The sequence below is a fragment of the Pseudomonas sp. R4-35-07 genome (genome assembly GCF_003852235.1).
Classification (GTDB): domain Bacteria; phylum Pseudomonadota; class Gammaproteobacteria; order Pseudomonadales; family Pseudomonadaceae; genus Aquipseudomonas.
Window position 1 is genome coordinate 4,709,407 of the sequence record NZ_CP027732.1, and the last position, 19,627, is coordinate 4,729,033.

General features: G+C 60.2%; 12 protein-coding genes and 2 pseudogenes. 6 read left to right on the top strand and 8 right to left on the bottom strand.

What is annotated here, in order from left to right; translation table 11 throughout:
• The first annotated feature begins 27 nt into the window (after positions 1-27).
• The gene (locus tag C4J89_RS21485; protein WP_124415525.1) at positions 28-1,905 is read left to right on the top strand and encodes a membrane-targeted effector domain-containing toxin; all 1,878 of its coding nucleotides are present in this window, start codon (positions 28-30) and stop codon (positions 1,903-1,905) included.
• Positions 1,906-2,206: 301 nt separating this feature from the next.
• Here the strand turns inward: C4J89_RS21485 and C4J89_RS21490 are convergent, their stop codons facing one another.
• Together C4J89_RS21490 and purL are read right to left on the bottom strand one after the other, a co-directional pair.
• Entirely contained in the window at positions 2,207-2,518 is a 312-nt protein-coding gene (locus C4J89_RS21490; RefSeq protein WP_124415526.1) for an NGG1p interacting factor NIF3, read from the bottom strand.
• Between the two features lie 4 nt (positions 2,519-2,522).
• Complete coding sequence (gene purL, locus C4J89_RS21495; protein WP_124415527.1) at positions 2,523-6,419, bottom strand: phosphoribosylformylglycinamidine synthase; 3,897 nt, start codon at positions 6,417-6,419, stop codon at positions 2,523-2,525.
• A gap of 286 nt (positions 6,420-6,705) precedes the next feature.
• Between purL and mltF the strand changes: the two genes are divergently transcribed.
• Together mltF and C4J89_RS27240 are read left to right on the top strand one after the other, a co-directional pair.
• Positions 6,706-8,166 carry a membrane-bound lytic murein transglycosylase MltF gene (gene mltF / locus C4J89_RS21500; RefSeq protein WP_124364278.1) on the top strand — a complete coding sequence of 487 codons (1,461 nt, stop codon included), beginning with the start codon at positions 6,706-6,708 and terminating at the stop codon, positions 8,164-8,166.
• 198 nt (positions 8,167-8,364) lie between these two features.
• A pseudogene (locus tag C4J89_RS27240) lies at positions 8,365-8,555 on the top strand (UTRA domain-containing protein); the annotation flags it as partial.
• A gap of 102 nt (positions 8,556-8,657) precedes the next feature.
• Here C4J89_RS27240 and C4J89_RS21510 read toward each other — a convergent pair.
• Positions 8,658-9,425: pseudogene (locus C4J89_RS21510) on the bottom strand (type II toxin-antitoxin system HipA family toxin); the annotation flags it as partial.
• Positions 9,409-9,663, bottom strand: coding sequence for a helix-turn-helix transcriptional regulator (locus tag C4J89_RS21515; protein WP_124364279.1), 255 nt, complete (start codon positions 9,661-9,663; stop codon positions 9,409-9,411). The pseudogene C4J89_RS21510 and the gene C4J89_RS21515, both read right to left, overlap by 17 nt.
• 388 nt (positions 9,664-10,051) lie before the next feature.
• Between C4J89_RS21515 and C4J89_RS21520 the strand changes: the two genes are divergently transcribed.
• Positions 10,052-12,124: a TerD family protein gene (locus C4J89_RS21520; protein WP_124415528.1), complete on the top strand. Its 2,073-nt coding sequence runs from the start codon at positions 10,052-10,054 to the stop codon at positions 12,122-12,124.
• A 177-nt stretch (positions 12,125-12,301) separates the two neighbouring features.
• On the opposite strand, the gene guaA is transcribed toward C4J89_RS21520, so the two are convergent.
• From guaA to C4J89_RS21540, 4 genes are all read right to left on the bottom strand, one after another.
• A complete protein-coding gene (gene guaA / locus C4J89_RS21525) occupies positions 12,302-13,879 on the bottom strand; it encodes a glutamine-hydrolyzing GMP synthase (protein ID WP_124408096.1) in 1,578 nt (525 codons plus the stop codon).
• 81 nt (positions 13,880-13,960) lie between these two features.
• Positions 13,961-15,430, bottom strand: coding sequence for an IMP dehydrogenase (gene guaB / locus C4J89_RS21530; RefSeq protein ID WP_015885726.1), 1,470 nt, complete (start codon positions 15,428-15,430; stop codon positions 13,961-13,963).
• A 245-nt stretch (positions 15,431-15,675) separates the two neighbouring features.
• Positions 15,676-16,224, bottom strand: coding sequence for a sugar ABC transporter ATPase (locus tag C4J89_RS21535; RefSeq protein WP_124415529.1), 549 nt, complete (start codon positions 16,222-16,224; stop codon positions 15,676-15,678).
• Between the two features lie 137 nt (positions 16,225-16,361).
• Positions 16,362-17,129, bottom strand: coding sequence for a sulfite exporter TauE/SafE family protein (locus C4J89_RS21540; RefSeq protein WP_124415530.1), 768 nt, complete (start codon positions 17,127-17,129; stop codon positions 16,362-16,364).
• 123 nt (positions 17,130-17,252) lie between these two features.
• Here C4J89_RS21540 and xseA point away from each other — a divergent pair, with 123 nt between their 5' ends.
• A complete protein-coding gene (gene xseA, locus C4J89_RS21545; RefSeq protein ID WP_124415531.1) occupies positions 17,253-18,632 on the top strand; it encodes an exodeoxyribonuclease VII large subunit in 1,380 nt (459 codons plus the stop codon).
• Between the two features lie 3 nt (positions 18,633-18,635).
• Positions 18,636-19,457 carry a peptidoglycan DD-metalloendopeptidase family protein gene (locus C4J89_RS21550; protein ID WP_124415532.1) on the top strand — a complete coding sequence of 274 codons (822 nt, stop codon included), beginning with the start codon at positions 18,636-18,638 and terminating at the stop codon, positions 19,455-19,457.
• The last annotated feature ends 170 nt before the right edge of the window (positions 19,458-19,627 follow it).

Genomic DNA, 19,627 nt, shown 5'->3' on the forward strand with positions numbered 1-19,627 from the left:
GTTCCAGCCGTCGAAGTGACGACTGATGTGTCCGCGCTGACCGACAGCGCCCTGTTCACTGCCAACCCCAATCTGGTCATTGGCGCCGTCCCGGGTTCCATCGCCAGCAAACAGCTGTTGATCGAAAACATGGACGCCCTGATTAAAAAAGGCTTCAGACGCTTGTATGTGGAGTACCTGCCCAACGATGTCTTCCGCGAAAAACTGAAAAAGCTCAACCGTGGTGGCTCTTGGAGGAATATCAAACAGCACTTGAAAGCCATCGACAAAGCCTTGGGCTTCGCCGAAGACGCCAGGTTCTCTTACGTGGGCCTGGTTCACGAGGCGCAGAAAAAAGGCTTGAAGGTACGGGCGCTGGACGCATCAACCTCCTACCAGCTGGACGATATGCTGAGCCTGGGGGATACCCCGCCCACCACACCGCGAGACAGCGCCCTGAGAAACTTCTACTCGCACAAAGTCCTGGAAGCCGATATCGAGGACCTGCCGGACGAGCGCTGGATTGCCTTGGTCGATCCTGCGCGCATGACCACCTTCAATCAGAAGCCAGGGCTCGCCGACCTGCACAAGGCGGTAGCTATGCGGGTTGAAGATGTGGGCCTCGACCAGCCCGTGGGCATCTGGGTCGACAGTCCGGGAAACATCGCCGGTGATGCCCTCGCCAAAGGCGATTACCGCCTGACTATGCAAACTCCCTACAAGGCTGTCGAGCAGCCAGGCCCATCCGCTGCGGCGGCACTCCCCGCCGTTGGGCATTACAGCGAATACGATATCGCCCCCTCCCTGCGTGACAGCATCCGCACCCAGTCGCAACAGCCCTATGGCCTGGATACACACTATGTGCCAGGCCCAAGCCAGCGCGAGGCGTTCTTTGCCTTCAAGAGCATCCGGGAACGCCTGCACAAGGATGCCAAACAGTTTCTGAGCAGCCATGAACTACCGGCCCGCCCGGATCTTTCCGCGCTGGGTACGAAAACACAGGCCGAGCCTTTCCTTGAAACGCTCAACAAGAGCACGCTGCCCGGACTGATCATTGGTGAAGCCCACGAGGCACAGTCCAGCAAGGCGTTCCTTATAAAACACATGAAAAAACTCAAGGCACTGGAGGTCAAAACTCTCTACGTTGAGCACCTGCTCACCGACCTGCACCAGGCAGACCTGGATACGTTCTTTCGAACAGCGCACATGCCGCGCAACCTGCAAAGCTATCTAAGATCTCAGGACGTCGGTCACATGCCGCTCTACAGCGGGCCCAATACCTATTCACAGGTCATCCAGGCCGCCAATAAATACGGCATTCGGGTGCGTGCGCTCGACTGCAGCGCCAGCTACCACGTAAAAGGCGCGGGTTCCGACGCCCGCAACGAGATGTTCAATTACTTTGCCTCACGCGTCATCAACGCTGACCAGGCGGCAAATGGTCCGCACAAATGGGTGGCGTTCATCGGCAGCGGCCACACCAACACCTTCCAGCAAGTGCCTGGCCTAGCCCAACTGCAAGGTGCTGTAAGCCTGCATATCCGCGATGTCGCGCCCAGCCTGTCAAGCAACATCCGCCCCGGCCGTTGGGAGACAAACCTGGAAACCCGCTGGACGGCGTTACGCAGTGACTTTACGTTGAACGTCGGCGTGCCCGGCAAGCATGAACCGGCCGCCTTCGTGCCGCTGGACAGAACACGGCTGAAAGCTACCGGGCACTTTCTGGTCGAGCACCCGTCGATGGCAGAAACCAACCTGCTGCACAAATCCAGAAGCGGCGAAATCGTCTCGACCCCAATCCAGGTGGACGATCAGGGGATGTTCTACATTGATCGCTGGGACATGGCGCAGCAGCGCTTTGTCTACCAGACAGCCTTGATCGATGCCATTCGTGACCAGGTGAAACTGATCCCTGCGCCGTACTGAGTTGAAAGCCCTGGGCGCCATGGCGGTGAATGTGCAGGAGGCCGAGAAATGGCTGAATGCGCTGGGTGGCCGAGCGAATGTGCGCCAGCTGGAAGCGGTGGCGTCAGCGCCAGGGTTTAGAGAGGTAGTGGCTGTTTTGGCCTCATCGGGGGCAAGCTCCCTCCCACATATGACCGCATTGCCAAGTCTGGCACCGATCAAAATGTGGGAGGGGGCTTGCTCCCGATGAGGCCCTCGCAGCCAACAAAAAACCCGCCGGCCAAACGGGCCCAGCGGGTTTCTTGTTGATGCAGCCAACAGATTAAAAATTCGCCAACTGCCACACTTCATACGCCGGCGTTTCGTACGGGTGACTCAGTTTGAGCGCAGCCACAACAGCCACGATCCACTCATCCGCCACCACCAGCTCAACCTTCCATTCTTCCACTACTTCAACTTGGCCCACCTGCCCGATAAACGGCTGGCTGCCGTCCAACGCGCGAAATTGGCCCTGCCCCAGCACTTGCCAGGCGCAGTTGTCGTAGTCGCCGATGCGCCCGCCGCCGGCTGCGAAGACGGCGGTTTTCACCGTCTCCAGGTGGCTGTCAGGTACGAAGAAGGCGAGCTTGTACATGGCCTTAGTTCACCCAAACGCGGGCGTTGCGGAACATGCGCATCCACGCACCGTCTTCATCCCACTCTTCCGGGCGCCACGAGTTCTGCACTGCGCGGAATACGCGCTCCGGGTGCGGCATCATGATGGTCACGCGGCCGTCGCGGCTGGTGAGGCCGGTGATGCCGCGCGGCGAGCCGTTCGGGTTGGCCGGGTAGTTCTCGGTGACCTTGCCGTGGTTGTCGACGAAACGCAGGGCCACGGTGCCGGACAGGTCGGCTTCGAGCAGGGCTTCTTCGCTGGCGAACTCTGCATGGCCTTCACCGTGGGCGATGGCGATCGGCATGCGCGAACCGGCCATGCCTTGCAGGAAGATCGAGTTGGACTCCTGCACCTGCACCATGGCGACACGGGCTTCGAACTGCTCGGAACGGTTACGCACAAAGTGCGGCCAGAACTCGCTGCCCGGGATCAGTTCGCTGAGGTTGGACATCATCTGGCAACCGTTGCACACACCCAGGGTGAAGCTGTCGTTGCGCTCGAAGAAGCCCTGGAACGCATCGCGGGCGCGGCTGTTGAACAGGGCAGACTTGGCCCAGCCCTCACCGGCACCCAACACGTCGCCGTAGGAGAAACCGCCGCAGGCAACCAGGCCTTTGAACTCATTGAGGTCAACGCGACCGGCGAGGATGTCGCTCATGTGCACGTCGATCGCATTGAAGCCGGCACGGTCGAACGCCGCCGCCATTTCCACCTGGCCGTTGACGCCCTGCTCACGCAGTACGGCAACCTGTGGGCGAATGCCTTTCTTGATGTAGGGCGCAGCGATGTCCTGGTTGACGTCGAAGCTGAGCATGGTGCTCAGGCCCGGGTTGTCTTCTTCCAGGATCACGTCGAATTCCTGCTCGGCGCAGTCGGCGTTGTCGCGCAGGCGCTGGATCTGGTAGCTGGTCTCGGACCACTGGCGTTGCAGCAGGCGGCGCTGGCCGGTAAAGACCGTGTCACCGTTGAACGAGATATTCACTTCTCCGTTGTTGATCGGCTGACCGATCACCGCCACGCACTCAGCCAGGCCAGCGGCGCTGAACTGTGCCAGCACGTCTGGAGTCGCGTCCTGACGCACCTGAATCACCGCACCCAACTCTTCGTTGAACAGGATGCCGTTGATTTCGGCAGCGTCCTCGGCAACGCTGTCGAGCACGATGTTCAGGCCGCAGTGACCGGCAAAGGCCATCTCGACCACGCTGGTCAGCAAGCCGCCGTCGGAACGGTCGTGGTAAGCCAGCAGGTGGCCGTCGGCATTGAGGCCCTGGATCACGGCGAAGAAGGCTTTCAGGTCTTCAGCGTCGTCGACGTCCGGCGCGTGCTTGCCGAGCTTGCCGTGGGTCTGCGCCAGGATCGAGGCGCCCATGCGGTTCTGGCCACGGCCCAGGTCGATCAGGATCAGGTCGGTGGTGCCCTTGTCCATGCGCAGTTGCGGGGTCAGGGTCTGGCGAATATCGGTGACCGGTGCGAACCCGGTAACGATCAGCGACAGCGGCGAGGTGACGCTCTTGTCGGTGCCGTCTTCATTCCAGCGGGTGGCCATGGACATGGAGTCCTTGCCCACCGGAATGGTGATCCCCAACTCAGGGCACAGCTCCATGCCGACAGCCTTGACGGTGTCGTACAGGCGCGCGTCTTCGCCGGGGTGGCCGGCTGCGGACATCCAGTTGGCCGACAGCTTGATGTCGGACAGCTTGCCGATGCGCGAGGCCGCGATGTTGGTGAGGGTTTCGCCAATGGCCATGCGGCCCGACGCCGGCGCGTCCAGCAAGGCCAGCGGCGTACGCTCGCCCATAGCCATGGCTTCACCGGTGTAGACGTCGAAGCTGGTGGCGGTGACGGCAACGTCGGCCACCGGTACCTGCCACGGGCCGACCATTTGGTCACGGGCCACCAGGCCGGTGATGGTGCGGTCGCCGATGGTGATCAGGAAGCTTTTGCTCGCCACGGCCGGGTGGTGCAGCACGCGTTCGATGCTGTCGGCCAGTTCCAGGGTGCTTGGGTCGAAATCATCGCCCAGCTCGGCTTCACGTACCGCCGAACGGTGCATGCGCGGGGCTTTGCCCAACAGCACTTCCAGCGGCATGTCCACCGGGCTGTTGCCGAAGTGGCTGTCGGTCACCGTCAGCTGCGGCTCGGCAGTGGCCTCGCCGACCACGGCAAACGGGCAGCGCTCGCGCTCGCAGATGGCCTGGAAGCGCGCAAAGTCTTCAGGGCCGACCGCCAGCACGTAACGTTCCTGGGATTCGTTGCTCCAGATTTCGTGCGGGGCCATGCCCGGCTCGTCGTTTGGAATGTTGCGCAGTTCGAAACGGCCACCGCGGTCGCCATCATTGACCAGTTCCGGGAACGCGTTGGACAAGCCACCGGCACCGACGTCGTGGATGAAGCTGATCGGGTTCTTGTCACCCAATTGCCAGCAACGGTCGATGACTTCCTGGCAGCGACGCTCCATCTCCGGGTTTTCGCGCTGTACCGAGGCGAAGTCGAGGTCGGCCGAACTGGTGCCGGTGGCCATGGAGGAAGCCGCGCCGCCGCCCAGGCCGATCAACATCGCCGGGCCGCCGAGGACGATCAGCTTGGAGCCGACCAGGATCTCGCCTTTCTGAACGTGTTCTTCACGGATGTTGCCCATGCCGCCGGCCAACATGATCGGCTTGTGGTAACCGCGCACTTCATCGCCACGCGGAGTGGTGATGGATTGTTCGAAGGTACGGAAATAACCGGTCAATGCCGGGCGCCCGAATTCGTTGTTGAACGCGGCGCCGCCGAGCGGGCCTTCGATCATGATGTCCAGCGCGGTGACGATGCGCTCGGGTTTGCCGTACGGCACTTCCCACGGCTGTTCGAAGCCCGGAATCTGCAGGTTGGACACGGTGAAACCGGTGAGGCCCGCCTTGGGCTTGGCGCCACGGCCGGTCGCGCCTTCATCACGGATTTCGCCGCCGGAACCGGTGGCTGCGCCGGGGAACGGGGCAATCGCAGTCGGGTGGTTGTGGGTCTCGACCTTCATCAGGATGTGCACCGGTTCCTGCACCGCGCCGTACTGGCGGGTTTCAGGGTCCGGGAAGAAGCGGCCGGCGACGGAGCCGACGATCACCGAGGCGTTGTCCTTATAAGCCGACAGAACCCCTTCGCTGTGCATCACGTAGGTGTTCTTGATCATGCCGAACAGGCTTTTTTCCTGGCTTTCGCCGTCGATGTCCCAACTGGCGTTGAAGATCTTGTGACGGCAATGCTCGGAGTTGGCCTGCGCAAACATCATCAGCTCGATGTCGTGCGGGTTGCGCTTCAAGCCGATGAAAGCGTTGACCAGGTAGTCGATCTCGTCTTCGGCCAGGGCCAGGCCCAATTCGGTGTTGGCCTTCTCGAGGGCGGCGCGGCCACCGCCCAGTACGTCAATTGCGGTCAGCGGCTTGGGTTCGGCGTGGCTGAACAGCCCGGCAGCCTGTTCCAGCTGGCTGACGATGATCTGAGTCATGCGGTCGTGCAGGCTGCTGGCGATCAGCTCGGCCTCGGCGTCGCTGAACTGGCCGGCAACGTAGAACGCGATACCACGCTCCAGGCGCTGGATGCTCGAAAGGCCGCAGTTACGGGCGATGTCGCTGGCCTTGCTCGACCAGGGCGAGATGGTGCCGAACCGTGGCAGAACCAGGAACAAGCGGCCGGTCGGCTCTTGAACGGGAACGCTGGGGCCGTACTTCAGAAGGCGTGCGAGCACTTGCTGTTCGTCGGCGGTCAAGACGCCGGCTACGTCGGCGAAGTGAGCAAATTCAGCATACAAGCCTGTAACAGCTGGAACCTTCTGGCTCAGTTGCTTGAGGAGTTTGCTGTGGCGAAAGGCAGAAAGGGCAGGAGCGCCGCGCAGGATCAACATCTTCGGGACAGCCTCGGGAAGGGGTGTGCTTTGAGGCCGTGCATTCTAGCGTAAACCTTCGCCAACGGCACCCGAAACGCTACCGTTGGCCGCTGCCGGACGTCAGTTGGCACGGTTTGCATGGGGCCCTGGGATGTTCCCCGGCACCGGGCGCAGATATTTTAACCGTCACAATCGGGCGCCAAGCCACGTTTCTGCGGGCTGCAGCACAGTTTTGGCGGCGCTAGCAGACAAGTCTACCGCTGTCGAGATATGGCGCCGTGGGCCGTTTGCGTATACTGCGCAGATGTTCTCCCCAACTGTTTTGCGCCCGCGATGCGCCAAATGGCTCATCGCCACCGGACTCTTCCTGATGCTCAGCGCCTGTGTTGATAAACCCAGCACGCTCGAGCGAATCAAGGAGGATGGCGTATTGCGGGTGGTTACCCGGAACAGCCCGGCGACGTATTTCCAGGACCGCAACGGTGAAACCGGTTTCGAATACGAGCTGGTAAAGCGCTTCGCCGATGACCTGGGCGTTACGCTTAAAATCGAAACCGCTGACAATCTGGATGACCTGTTCGGTCAGTTGGGCAAACCCAACGGCCCGGTGCTGGCCGCCGCCGGCCTGGTCAGCAGCGAACAGCGCCAGCAGCAGGTGCGCTTCTCTCACCCGTACCTCGAAGTTACGCCGCAGATCATCTACCGCAACGGCCAATCGCGGCCCACCAATGCGGCGGACCTGGTCGGCAAGAAGATCATGGTGCTCAAGGGCAGCACCCACGCAGAGCAGTTGGCGGCGCTGAAAAAGCAGAATCCTGCCATCGAATACGAGGAGTCCGACGCCGTTGAGGTGGTCGATCTGCTGCGCATGGTCGACGAAGGGCAAATCGACCTGACCCTGGTGGACTCCAACGAAGTCGCCATGAACCAGGTGTACTTCCCCAACGTGCGCGTGGCGTTCGACCTGGGCAACGCCAGCAACCAAAGCTGGGCGGTGGCCGCCGGTGAAGACAACAGCCTGCTCAACGAAATCAATAGTTACCTGGACAAGGTCGAGAAGAACGGCACCCTCCAGCGTCTGAAAGATCGCTATTACGGGCACGTCGATGTACTCGGCTACGTCGGCGCCTATACCTTCGCTCAGCATCTGCAGCAGCGCCTGCCCAAGTACGAGAAGCACTTTCGCGCCTACGCCAAGGAAGAAAAGGTCGACTGGCGACTATTGGCGGCCATCGGCTATCAGGAATCGCTGTGGCAACCGGCAGTCACCTCCAAGACCGGCGTGCGCGGCTTGATGATGCTGACCCAGAACACCGCCCAGGCGATGGGCGTGTCGAACCGCCTGGATGCCAGGCAAAGCATCATGGGCGGCGCCAAGTACCTGGCCAAGATCAAGGACGAGCTGGACGACAAGATCGCCGAGCCCGACCGCACCTGGTTTGCCCTCGCCGCCTACAACGTCGGCACCGGCCACCTGGACGACGCGCGGCTGCTGGCGAAAAAGGAAGGCCTGAACCCGAACAAGTGGCTGGACGTGAAGAAAATGCTGCCGCGCCTGTCGCAGAAGCAGTGGTACAGCAAGACGCGCTACGGTTATGCCAGGGGCGGCGAGCCGGTGCATTTTGTGGCGAACATCCGGCGCTACTACGACATTCTGACCTGGGTGACCCAGCCGCAGTTGGAGGGGAATCAGGTGGTCGAAGGCAATTTGCATGTGCCGGGTGTGGATAAGACCAAGCCGCCGGAAGATAACCCGCAGTTGTAAACACGATTATCCAAACACCGCTCCCACATTTTTAGTCCGCGTACACCCGTCTAGTTATTTCCACCAGTATTCGACCTGCACACCAACATTCAGTCGAAAAACTCCACGGCGCGGTAACTTTTGCTGCTCTTACCCAGGAAGGTATTGCCGGTGTAAACCAGGCCAGCGCCGGGGCCTTCGCCGTACTGCAAGGCAAACACCTACGCTCAGCGCACCATCGAAGCCCTGCCCCGCGGCAAGAACGACCAGGCACACCTCGACCTCGAGGGCCAAAGCCATGTGATCGTGGTGAACAACCAGACGTTTTTGCAGGATGGGCGGCAGTACGAGTACACCGAGTCGCGGCATACGCTGGATAAGTTTACTTTTCGGATATTGCGCGGGACTGAGTATAGGTCGGGAAGATCATTGCACTGCGATGCTTTTTGCCAGCCCTGCCGTCCATGCAGCAGTCATCTTCTCTCCTACCGCCGCGAACTCTGGATGAGTGCTCCCTGGTAGCTTCCGTCGTACTTCTTCGCGGTTCCCCATCCCGATAAAACGCACATGTCCTCGAAACCGAGGTAGGCGCTTTCACTGATGTCGAACCGTTTCACCACAAGGAGCTTACCGTGCTCGCTGAGCTGGAATTCAGGCACCTCCAGGCCGCAATGGAATGCAGCCCGCATGCAGAAAAATTCGTTGGCTGCCAACTGAGGAAAGTCAGACTCGTTGAACGCCTTCACCAAATGCGTCGCGCCCCGATGGGTGAGACGTTCAATACCGGGGGCCATGTCGTCAACGTCGCGTACCAACACTTTGGGTTGAACACCCGACACCCCCGAGTAGGCTGCGTAGGTTTTCAGAAGATCATCAAACAGGTCTTTCGCCCCGTCATAAACCAATAGCTCGGACAGTTTGACCCCAGGCAGTGGCTCACCACCCGCATCATGGGCAACACTGATGCGACCTAACTGGTGTGGGCCCACGATACCCAGCAAAGCGAAGTCGTCAAAGCCGCGCACTGACTTGCTGAAACGCCGCACAAGCTCATCCTTGAGATGCCCCTCGGGAATGTGCATCTCGAACAAAGGATGGATCCCATACTCCCAGTTGTAACTCTCCAGGCGCACCGGCATCGTCAGGGATACGGCATTCTCTTCGCTGACAGTGTCGTTATACGAGAAAATCGTATCGCGCCGGTTCTCTGCACCCCGCCCGAGCGTTCCAGCAGGCACACCGCCTACGCCGATATATAGCCGTTCACTTTGACTCGTCATGGATGTTTCCCGATTTCAGCTCATCAAGGGTCATGCGCCGACGCTTGGGGATGGCGGTCAACTCATATCCCAAGCCTTCAAGAATGGCTGCAACCTTGCGAATCCCGATTTCCGGGATGGTATTGTTCTCAATCCCCGAGATGGTGGCGCGACTCATGCCATGCCGCTGCGCAAGCTGGCTTTGTGAAAGGCCAGCCGCCTTGCGGAGGTTTTTGATCAGTATTCCTAGATCGCCCATACCAAAATGCATCCAATACAATGCAAAAATAAATAATACTGCCTAAATGCACGCTATACGATGCATTTAATCTTGAACAGTCCTTTTATACACTTATGGCTCTTAGTTGAGTGTTTACACAACAGAAAAACAAACCTCCCGCCAAGCAGACTGTGCAAAAACGTAGCCTGTGAAGCAGCTTGTTACCGTTGAGATATGCCGCTACTTGGCAAACAAATACAACCTTCCGTAGGATGCGTTCGTGGCTATGGAACACCTTCCTTCTAACCTCCGATGACCTAGGGGTTTCGCTCTCCACACTGCGCCTGCTTCTTGCAGGCGTTTTTACATCAGCTGTAAAACCGTACTGCAACTCGTCCACGACGGCGGCCAAGGGAGAAAAACAAGCATGAATCAGGGTCTTTTCCTGCGTCGCCGTAGCAAAGTTCACGTCCCGATGGGAACTGGCGGTGCCACGCGCGCTCAGGTCGCGTCGGCTGTCCGGGAAGTCGCGGCATTCCGATGCGTACTATCAGAACCTCTGATTGAGCAAATCGGCATGTTGTCAGCGACAGAGCTCAAGCACTGGTTGCGCGAAATTGTCGGAGTCCTGCGGCGGCAAACTGGCGCTCATGTACACCACAAGCCATTTTATCCTGACTTTCCAGAGCAGGTTCTGACGGCCTCAGAGGCGGAGTTGTACCTTAACGCCGTCATCCACTACCTCACGCTTTGGCGTTTACCGCCGTCTGAACACTCTCGACCTGCGATGCTTGAGGGCAACTTCATATCCCGCGTGATCGAACCGGGAAGCATCTCTGAGTTCGAGTCACTGCTCGAACCACTCGTGTCATCGCGCACCTCCCTCTCCGAGGAGGACGCTGCCGATGTCGCCTGGTTTATCCGAACGTACAAAAACGATGTGTTCCGCCTGCTGCCTGAAGCCATTCCGTTCCGGGAGATCCGTGCACAGGTTGGCGGCGCACTTATCCTGCAGGTAGCCGGCGATGCAAGGGTGGACGCATTCCTTGAGAAAAACGTCGAAACGGCGACTGACGTGCTACGACTCGCGGTCGCTCTGAGTGGTGGAGACGTGTCACTGGCGACAGCTTCGACGCGTTTCACAGCGATGAAGCGCTCGATACGCCGTCTGCTTTTGCGCCTACTCGACCAAATACCCAACGCTGTAGAAGACGTGATGCGCCATGCTGAGCACTGGAAACGCCTGGCTGAAGTACTGCATCCGGGCGACTACGCGGATAAACACCCACGAGCGCTAGCCGCCATCACGGCAGCACGCCGCAACGAAGCGCCAGCCTCATTTGGATCACGTGTCGAAACATTGCTTGCCTTGCGTCACATTTCCACGCTTACGCCCCTACTACAGAGTCGTCCTGGTGAGTTCGCACGAAGGCTGGACGCGACCCTGCGGCGCGCGACGGACCCAGAATCGGTTCTCGACGCGTTCGAGTCGGTTGCGACACAAGTGTCCTCACCTGTGCTGCTGCAGTTACTGGCCCAGGTACGTGCGCCGCGCCCCCTCCCCCTGCGAGCCTTCACGCCCAAAGGTGCATTTGCCAAAGTTTATGGCATCAAGGATCAACGCGAACCTCTCGCTCCCGCCGTATTGGATCGTGCAGCCAGAATCTGCGAGGGCGCACTCATAACGCGTTTTGCGTCGCTACCGCCACTAGGCCGCTGTTTCATCGATCCAGCATTACGCGAATACAGAGTGCCGCTGGCACAGCGTGCCTCATCGAAATCGCTACGTACGCTGGTGCGGGGCAGTCGATTGCCTATGCCTGACACACGTTTCATTCGCCTGTTCCTATGGTGGAAGAACGGTCGTGGACGCACAGACATCGACTTGTCTGCCGCCTTTTTCGACGCCAACTTCGCGTTCAAACAAACGGTCGCGTACTACAACCTGAAGGATTTCGGCGGCTACCACAGCGGCGATATAGTCGATGCGCCCAAAGGGGCTTCGGAGTTCATCGACCTCGACCTCGATGTCCTCGTCGAAAAGGGTATTCGCTATGTAGTCACGTCTATCAACTCATACACCGAGCAACCGTACTGCGATCTTCCAGAATGCTTCGCCGGCTGGATGGCCCGTGTCGACGTGGCATCGGGTGAAATATTCGAACCACGCTCCGTGTTCGACCGTATCGATATCGCATCCAACACAGGGATCTGTCTGCCATTCGTAATGGACTTGCAGGAACGACGCATGATTTGGGCCGATCTGGGACTCACTGCATCTGCGCGGTGGAACAACGTCCAGAACAATCTCAGTGGGGTATCGTTGATGCTGCGAGCTTTGGTACATACACCAAGGCCGGATTTGGAGACCCTGTTCGATTTACATGTTCGAGCACGAGGGGAACGAGTGGCTTCACCGCAGCAGGCACAGGCGGTATTTGCGCCTGATCAAGGGATAACACCGTTCGATACGGATTTGATTCGATCACAGTTTCTCTAATACCTACGCCAGGCTGTGCCGTGGCGCCCAGCGCACTCAGCACATCTGCCGACAGCCCACCCGGCAGTTTCAGCAATGCTTCCAGAATCTGCCAGACCCAAAAAGCCAAAAGCCCGCAATTACGCGGGCTCCAGGGCATTTCTTGCTAGATCGTGCCGGACAATGCCGGACGTCCAATCATTCCCACTCAATCGTCGCCGGCGGCTTGCTCGACACGTCGTATGTCACGCGCGAGATGCCTTCGATTTCATTGATGATACGGCCGCTGACGGTTTCCAGCAGTTCGTACGGCAGGTGTGCCCAACGGGCGGTCATGAAGTCGATGGTTTCCACCGCACGCAGGGCCACGACCCATGCGTAACGACGGCCATCGCCTACAACGCCTACGGATTTGACCGGTTGGAACACCACGAACGCCTGGCTGACCTTGTGGTACCAGTCGGCCTTGCGCAGTTCTTCGATGAAAATGTGGTCGGCGCGACGCAGCAGGTCGGCGTATTCCTTCTTCACTTCACCCAGGATGCGCACGCCCAGGCCCGGGCCTGGGAATGGGTGGCGGTAGACCATGTCGTACGGCAGGCCGAGTTCCAGGCCCAGACGGCGGACTTCGTCCTTGAACAGTTCGCGCAGCGGTTCTACCAGCTTGAGGTTCATTTCCTCAGGCAGGCCACCGACGTTGTGGTGGGACTTGATCACGTGGGCCTTGCCGCTCTTGGCGCCGGCCGACTCGATGACGTCGGGGTAGATGGTGCCTTGGGCGAGGTACTTGATGTTGTCCAGGTGTTTGGCCTGGGCATCGAAGACGTCGATGAAGGTGCGGCCGATGATCTTGCGCTTCTTCTCCGGGTCGGACTCGCCGGCCAGGTTGTTGAGGAACTGCTCCTCGGCGTTGGCGCGGATCACCTTGACGCCCATGTTCTCGGCGAACATGGCCATCACTTGCTCGCCTTCGTGCAAGCGCAGCAGGCCGTTGTCGACGAACACGCAGGTCAGTTGGTCGCCGATGGCTTTGTGCAGCAGTGCAGCAACCACGGAGGAGTCAACACCGCCGGACAGGCCGAGCAGCACGTTGTCGGTACCGACCTGGGCACGCACCTGGGCGATGGCGTCTTCAGCGATTTTCGACGGCGTCCACAGGGCTTCACACTCACAGATGTCGAGGATGAAGCGCGACAGGATGCGCCCGCCTTGTTTGGTGTGGGTCACTTCAGGGTGGAACTGCACGCCGTAGTAGCGACGCTCATCGCTGAACATGCCGGCGATCGGGCAGCTCGGAGTGCTGGCCAGGATGTGGAAGTCTTCCGGCATCTTGGTGACCTTGTCACCGTGGCTCATCCACACGTCGAGGCCGAACAGGCCGTCGGCGTCGATGTGGTCTTCGATACCGTCCAACAGGCGGCTCTTGCCGACCACGTCAACCCGCGCATAACCGAATTCACGCAGCTCGGAGCCTTCAACCTTGCCGCCCAGTTGTTCGGCCATGGTCTGCATGCCGTAGCAAATGCCGAAGACCGGTACGCCCAGGTCGAACACCGCCTGCGGGCAGCGCGGGCTGTTGGCTTCGTGCACGGACTCGGGGCCACCGGCGAGGATGACGCCTTTGGGTGCGAATTCGCGGATCGCTTCGTCATCCATGTCGAACGGGTGCAGTTCGCAGTACACGCCGATTTCACGCACGCGGCGGGCGATCAGTTGGGTGTACTGGGAACCGAAGTCGAGGATCAGGATGCGGTGGGCGTGAATGTCGAGGGCCATGAAGTCAGTCTCGTCTAATGAATCAGAAACAACTCGGGGCTGAAAGAACAGCCCCGGTTACTTAACGTTTTGCTGGAAGGCTCAACCTACGCGGTAGTTTGGCGCTTCCTTGGTGATCTGCACGTCGTGGACATGGGATTCAGCCATGCCGGCGCCGGTGATCCGCACGAACTCTGGCTTGGTGCGCATTTCTTCGATGTCGGCGCTGCCGGTGTAGCCCATCGAGGAACGCAGGCCGCCCATCAGTTGATGGATGATCGCGCTCAGGGTGCCTTTGTACGGCACACGGCCTTCGATACCTTCCGGGACGAGCTTCTCGGCGCCTGCCGAGGAATCCTGGAAGTAGCGATCGGACGAACCTTGCGCCTGGGACATGGCGCCCAGCGAACCCATGCCACGGTAAGCCTTGTACGACCGGCCCTGGAACAGTTCGATCTCGCCCGGCGCTTCTTCGGTACCGGCGAACATCGAGCCCATCATCACGCAGGAAGCACCGGCAACGATGGCCTTGGACAGGTCACCGGAGAAACGGATGCCGCCGTCGGCGATCAACGGCACGCCGGTGCCTTCAAGGGCCGCGGCGACGTTGGCGATGGCGCTGATTTGCGGCACGCCGACACCAGCGACGATACGCGTGGTGCAGATCGAGCCAGGGCCGATACCGACCTTGACCGCGTCAGCACCCGCTTCGGCCAGCGCCTTGGCGGCAGCGCCAGTGGCGATGTTGCCGCCGATCACCTGCACGTCAGGGAAGTTCTGCTTGACCCAGCGCACACGATCGATCACGCCCTTGGAGTGACCGTGAGCCGTGTCGACCACCACCACGTCAACACCGGCGGCGACCAGGGCCGACACGCGGTCGCCGGTGTCTTTACCGGTACCAACGGCAGCGCCAACGCGCAGACGACCTTGGTCATCCTTGCTGGCCAGCGGGTAAGCCTTGGCTTTTTCGATGTCGTTGACGGTCATCATGCCCTTGAGGGCGAATTTGTCGTCGACGATCAGCACGCGCTCGATGCGGTGCTTGTGCAGCAGTTCACGCACGTCGTTCTTGTCGGCGCCTTCCTTGACCGTGACCAGACGCTCTTTAGGCGTCATCACTTCGCGGACGGTGACTTCAAGACGGTTCTCGAAACGCACGTCACGGGACGTAACGATGCCGACCAGGTCGCCATCGTGCAGTACCGGAACGCCGGAGATGTTGTGCAGGCGGGTCAGTTCGAACAGATCGCGTACGGTGGCGTCAGCTTCGATGGTGATGGGATCTTTCACCACACCGGCTTCGTAACGCTTGACCTTGCGCACTTCGGCAGCTTGCTGCTCGATAGTCATGTTCTTGTGGATGATGCCGATGCCGCCTTCCTGAGCCATGGCGATGGCCAGACGGGCTTCGGTGACGGTGTCCATGGCAGCGGAAACCAGGGGAATATTCAGCTCGATGCCACGGGTTAGGCGGGTCTTGAGACTGACTTCGTTAGGAAGCACCTCGGAATAACCGGGCACTAGGAGAATGTCGTCGAATGTCAGAGCTTCTTGGCTGATACGCAGCATCGCGGGGGCTCCCGAGCGGGAAAATGGAAGCGCGCCATTATACTCAGACACCCCTCAGGTCTCAACGTAAAACTCTGACATATTTGGGAATAGTGATAGATGGAGAAATCTGGCTTCGCCTGATCGTTCCCGCGCTCTGCGTGGGAATGCCGCCTTGGACGCTCTGCGTCCCACCGTTGAGGTGACGCGGAGCGTCACAGGATGCATTTCCACGCGGAGCGTGGGAACGATCATCGGGGGCAAACCTACAGCTCGACCTTGACCCAAGCGATCTTCTGGTCCAGCCAATCGGCAAATTCGTCGATAAAGCTTTGCTTGAACCCCGCCTCTGCCCAATTGTTGAAGATAAAGCCCAGGTTGGAAAACCCGCATTCCTGCAGGAACAGGAAGCCGTTGATGTCGTCTTCGTGCCCACACAGCGGGCAGGTAAAGTTGTCGGTGTGGCCGGGCATCCAGTCTTCCAGGCTGTCGAACAGGGCTTCACCTACTTCCTTGCGACACTCCGGGCAGCCGGCTTCTTCAAGAAAACCCTTGGCCGGCGTATAGATGCAGCGTTTGTAGATGATTTCCAGACCATTGACCGGTTCGTTGAACGGCAGCGCCTGCGGGTGCAGCACCACCGCGCGGGCGCCATCGGCGAGAGCGTAGGCCATGCGATTGCCGGTACGGCCGCAGGTGGTCAGTTCTCCCTTGATGATGTTCTTGCGCACCAGCCAGCGCACGATTGCCCGCGCGCGGGGCTCGTGGACGGGCAAGGTGGAGATTTTCGGGACAAGGATGCTTTGGGAGTTCATGGGAGTCCTGCGGTGTGGCTGCTGACGCTATCGGGGGCAAGCCCCCTCCCACATTTGAATTGGGAACACAGCTAACTGTGGGAGGGGCCCCCGATGGCGTCCTGAAGGCTGGCAGCTTAATCCCTGATCCACCCAGGTCAAGTACTCAAATACCGCCCAATCAACGCAATCCCACTGGCCAGCACCAACCACGTCACCAACCGCACAAACGCCTCACGGGACATGCGCATCGTCAACCGGCGCCCGCACCACAGCCCCAGGGCCATCGCCGGCAACAGACACACCGCCAACATCAGCAAGGGCAAATCGGCATACACGCCGGCGATCAGGAACAGGCTCAGGCGCACCACCGTGCTGCAACTGATCAACGCGCTTTGCGTGGCCCGCGCCGCGTCCTTGGGCAAACGGCTGTTCAGGTAGATCGCATATAAAAAGCCGCCGCTGCCGAACAACGCCCCGAACAAGCCGCCGACCGTGCCCATGGGAATCGACCAGCCCGTCGCCAACTGCGTGGGCCGCGCCTTCACCGCCAGGCTGTAGACCGCGTACGCGCTGATAAACAGGCCCATCAACAACAGCAGCAAGTCCGAATGCAGGTTGAGCAAAAACACCACGCCCAGTGTGCAACCCATCGCCATGCACGGCAGCAATCGCACCAGTTCCGACGTGTTCACGTCTCGCCGCGATTGCAGCAGGTTGCCAAACGCCGCGACAAAATCCAGCAGCACCAGCAGTGGGATGATTTTCGACAACGGCATGAACAGAATCAGCACAGGCCCTGCCACCAGCGCCGTACCAAATCCGGCGATACCGAAAACGATATAGGCCACGACGATACCGAGGCCGATCACCAGCCACTCAACCGCGCCGAACGACCACTGGCCCATCAGCTCAACCACATTCATGGGCAATTCCTTGAAAGAGAATGCCGACACTTTAGTCATCCGTGAGCATTGCGTCAGTACGAAGGGGTGCGCTGGTGGAGCAATTCTGCCAAACCTTGCGCGAATGCCTATAAACTGCGGTCCATGATTAAAGATCCTTTTGCCCGACTGGGCCTGGACCGCGAAGTCCTGACTGTCAGCCAGCTCAACGGCCGCGCGCGGGTGTTGCTGGAAGACGTGTTCACCAATATCTGGGTTGAAGGCGAAATCTCCAACCTCGCCCGCCCGGCCTCCGGCCATGTGTATTTCACCCTCAAGGACAGCGGCGCCCAGGTACGTTGCGCGCTGTTTCGAAACAACGCGGCGCGGGTGCGCCAGGCGCTGAAGGATGGCCTGGCGGTGAAGGTGCGTGGCAAGGTCTCGTTGTTCGAGGGGCGTGGCGACTACCAGTTGATCCTTGACACCGTGGAGCCGGCGGGCGACGGCGCGCTGCGCCTGGCCTTCGATGCCTTGAAGGAAAAGCTCAGCGCCGAAGGCCTGTTCAGTGCCGAGCGCAAGGTGCCATTGCCGGCGCACCCTCGGCGCATCGGCATTATCAGTTCGCCGACCGGCGCGGTGATTCGCGACATCATCAGCGTATTCCGCCGACGCGCGCCGATCATTGAACTGACGTTGATTCCGACCGCCGTACAGGGCCGCGAGGCGATCGCGCAGATTGTGCGTGCGCTGAAACTCGCCGACGCCCGCGGCTTCGACGCGCTGATCCTGGCCCGTGGCGGCGGCTCGCTGGAAGACCTCTGGTGCTTCAACGAAGAAGCCGTGGCCCGCGCGATAGACGCCTGCGTCACGCCCATCGTGAGTGCCGTCGGGCATGAAACCGATGTGTCGATCAGCGATTTCGTGGCAGACGTGCGCGCGCCTACCCCGTCTGCCGCCGCTGAACTGCTGGCCCCGGACGCCAGCCACCTGGTGCGCCAAGTGGAGAACCTGCATCGCCGCCTGGTGATGTTGATGCGCAACCGTCTGAGCCACAGCCGCCTGCGCCTGGAAGGCATGGCCCGCCGCCTGCGTCACCCGGGCGAACGTCTGCGCCAGCAGGCCCAGCGCCTGGACGACCTGGACATGCGCCTGCGCCGCGCCTTCGAGCGCAGCCTCAATACCCGTCGCGAACGCTTGATCCGCCTGGAAACTCGCCTCGCCGGACAGCACCCTGGCCGCCAGTTGGCCCTGCTGCGCCAGCGTCTGGACAGCCTCGCCGAACGCCTGCCCCGGGCCATGCGCGAGGGCCTCAAGGCGCGGCGCCTGCAGCTGCAAAGCCAGGTGCAGACACTGCAGGTGGTCAGCCCGCTGGCGACCCTCGGCCGTGGCTACAGCATCCTGCTCGACGAGCGCGGCCAGGCGATCCGCAACGCCGCGCAAACCCACACCGGCCAGCGCCTGACCGCGCGTCTCGGTGAGGGCCAACTGCAAGTGCGGGTGGAAGACAACCACCTGACACCCGTCACCCTTTCGTTACTGGATTGACCGATGCCACGTTTCCTCGGCCTGTTGATGCTCGTTTGCCTGACCTTCAATGCCCACGCCGACAGCTACATCACGCGCCTGTTGAACAAGCCGGTGCCCGGTGGCGTAGCGGTGGTGGACCTGGGGCCTGCGGCAACCGCGCCCAAGGCCACCTACCTGAACAGACCGGTGCTGGTGGTAAAAGAGCAAAACAATTGGCTGGCGATTGTAGGGATCCCACTGACGGTCAAGCCCGGCACCGAACGCATCGTCTACGGCGGGCAGCAACTGCCGTTCGTGGTGGGATTCAAGAAATACCCCGAGCAACGCATCACCTTGAAAAACAAAAGCCAGGTCAACCCTCAACCGGCGCAACTCAAACGAATCGAGGCCGAACTGGCCGTGCAGCTCAAGGCCTATCGCAGTTTCAGCCCGACTACGCCGAGCAACCTGCTGCTGGACAAGCCGGTCAACGGGCCGCTGTCGAGCAAGTTCGGGGTAAGACGTTTCTTTAATGGCGAGGAGCGCAATCCGCATTCGGGTCTGGATTTTGCCGTTGGCGCAGGTACGCCGATCAAGACCCCGGCGGCTGGCAAGGTGATCCTGACCGGCAACTACTTCTTCAACGGCAACACCGTGTTCGTCGACCATGGGCAGGGCTTTATCAGCATGTTCTGCCACATGTCGAATATCGATGTGAAAGTCGGCGACCAACTGACGCGTGGCGCGGTGGTGGGAAAGGTCGGCTCGACCGGTCGGGCAACCGGGCCGCATATGCATTGGAACGTCAGCCTTAACGACGCACGAGTCGACCCGGCGATCTTCATCGGCGCTTTCCAGCCCTGAATGGGCCAATTGCGCAGTCAATAAAGGCTGCGCAATTAAAGTCAGTCAACGCCGAGTTTTCAGCCATAAAATCTCTATTCCTACGCGAATAGCAGAACTTATCTCAATTTTTCGCGACTGCTTGCCATCTTTCACCCCGACGGTTAGGGTTGGGCTTATGAAAACCTCTC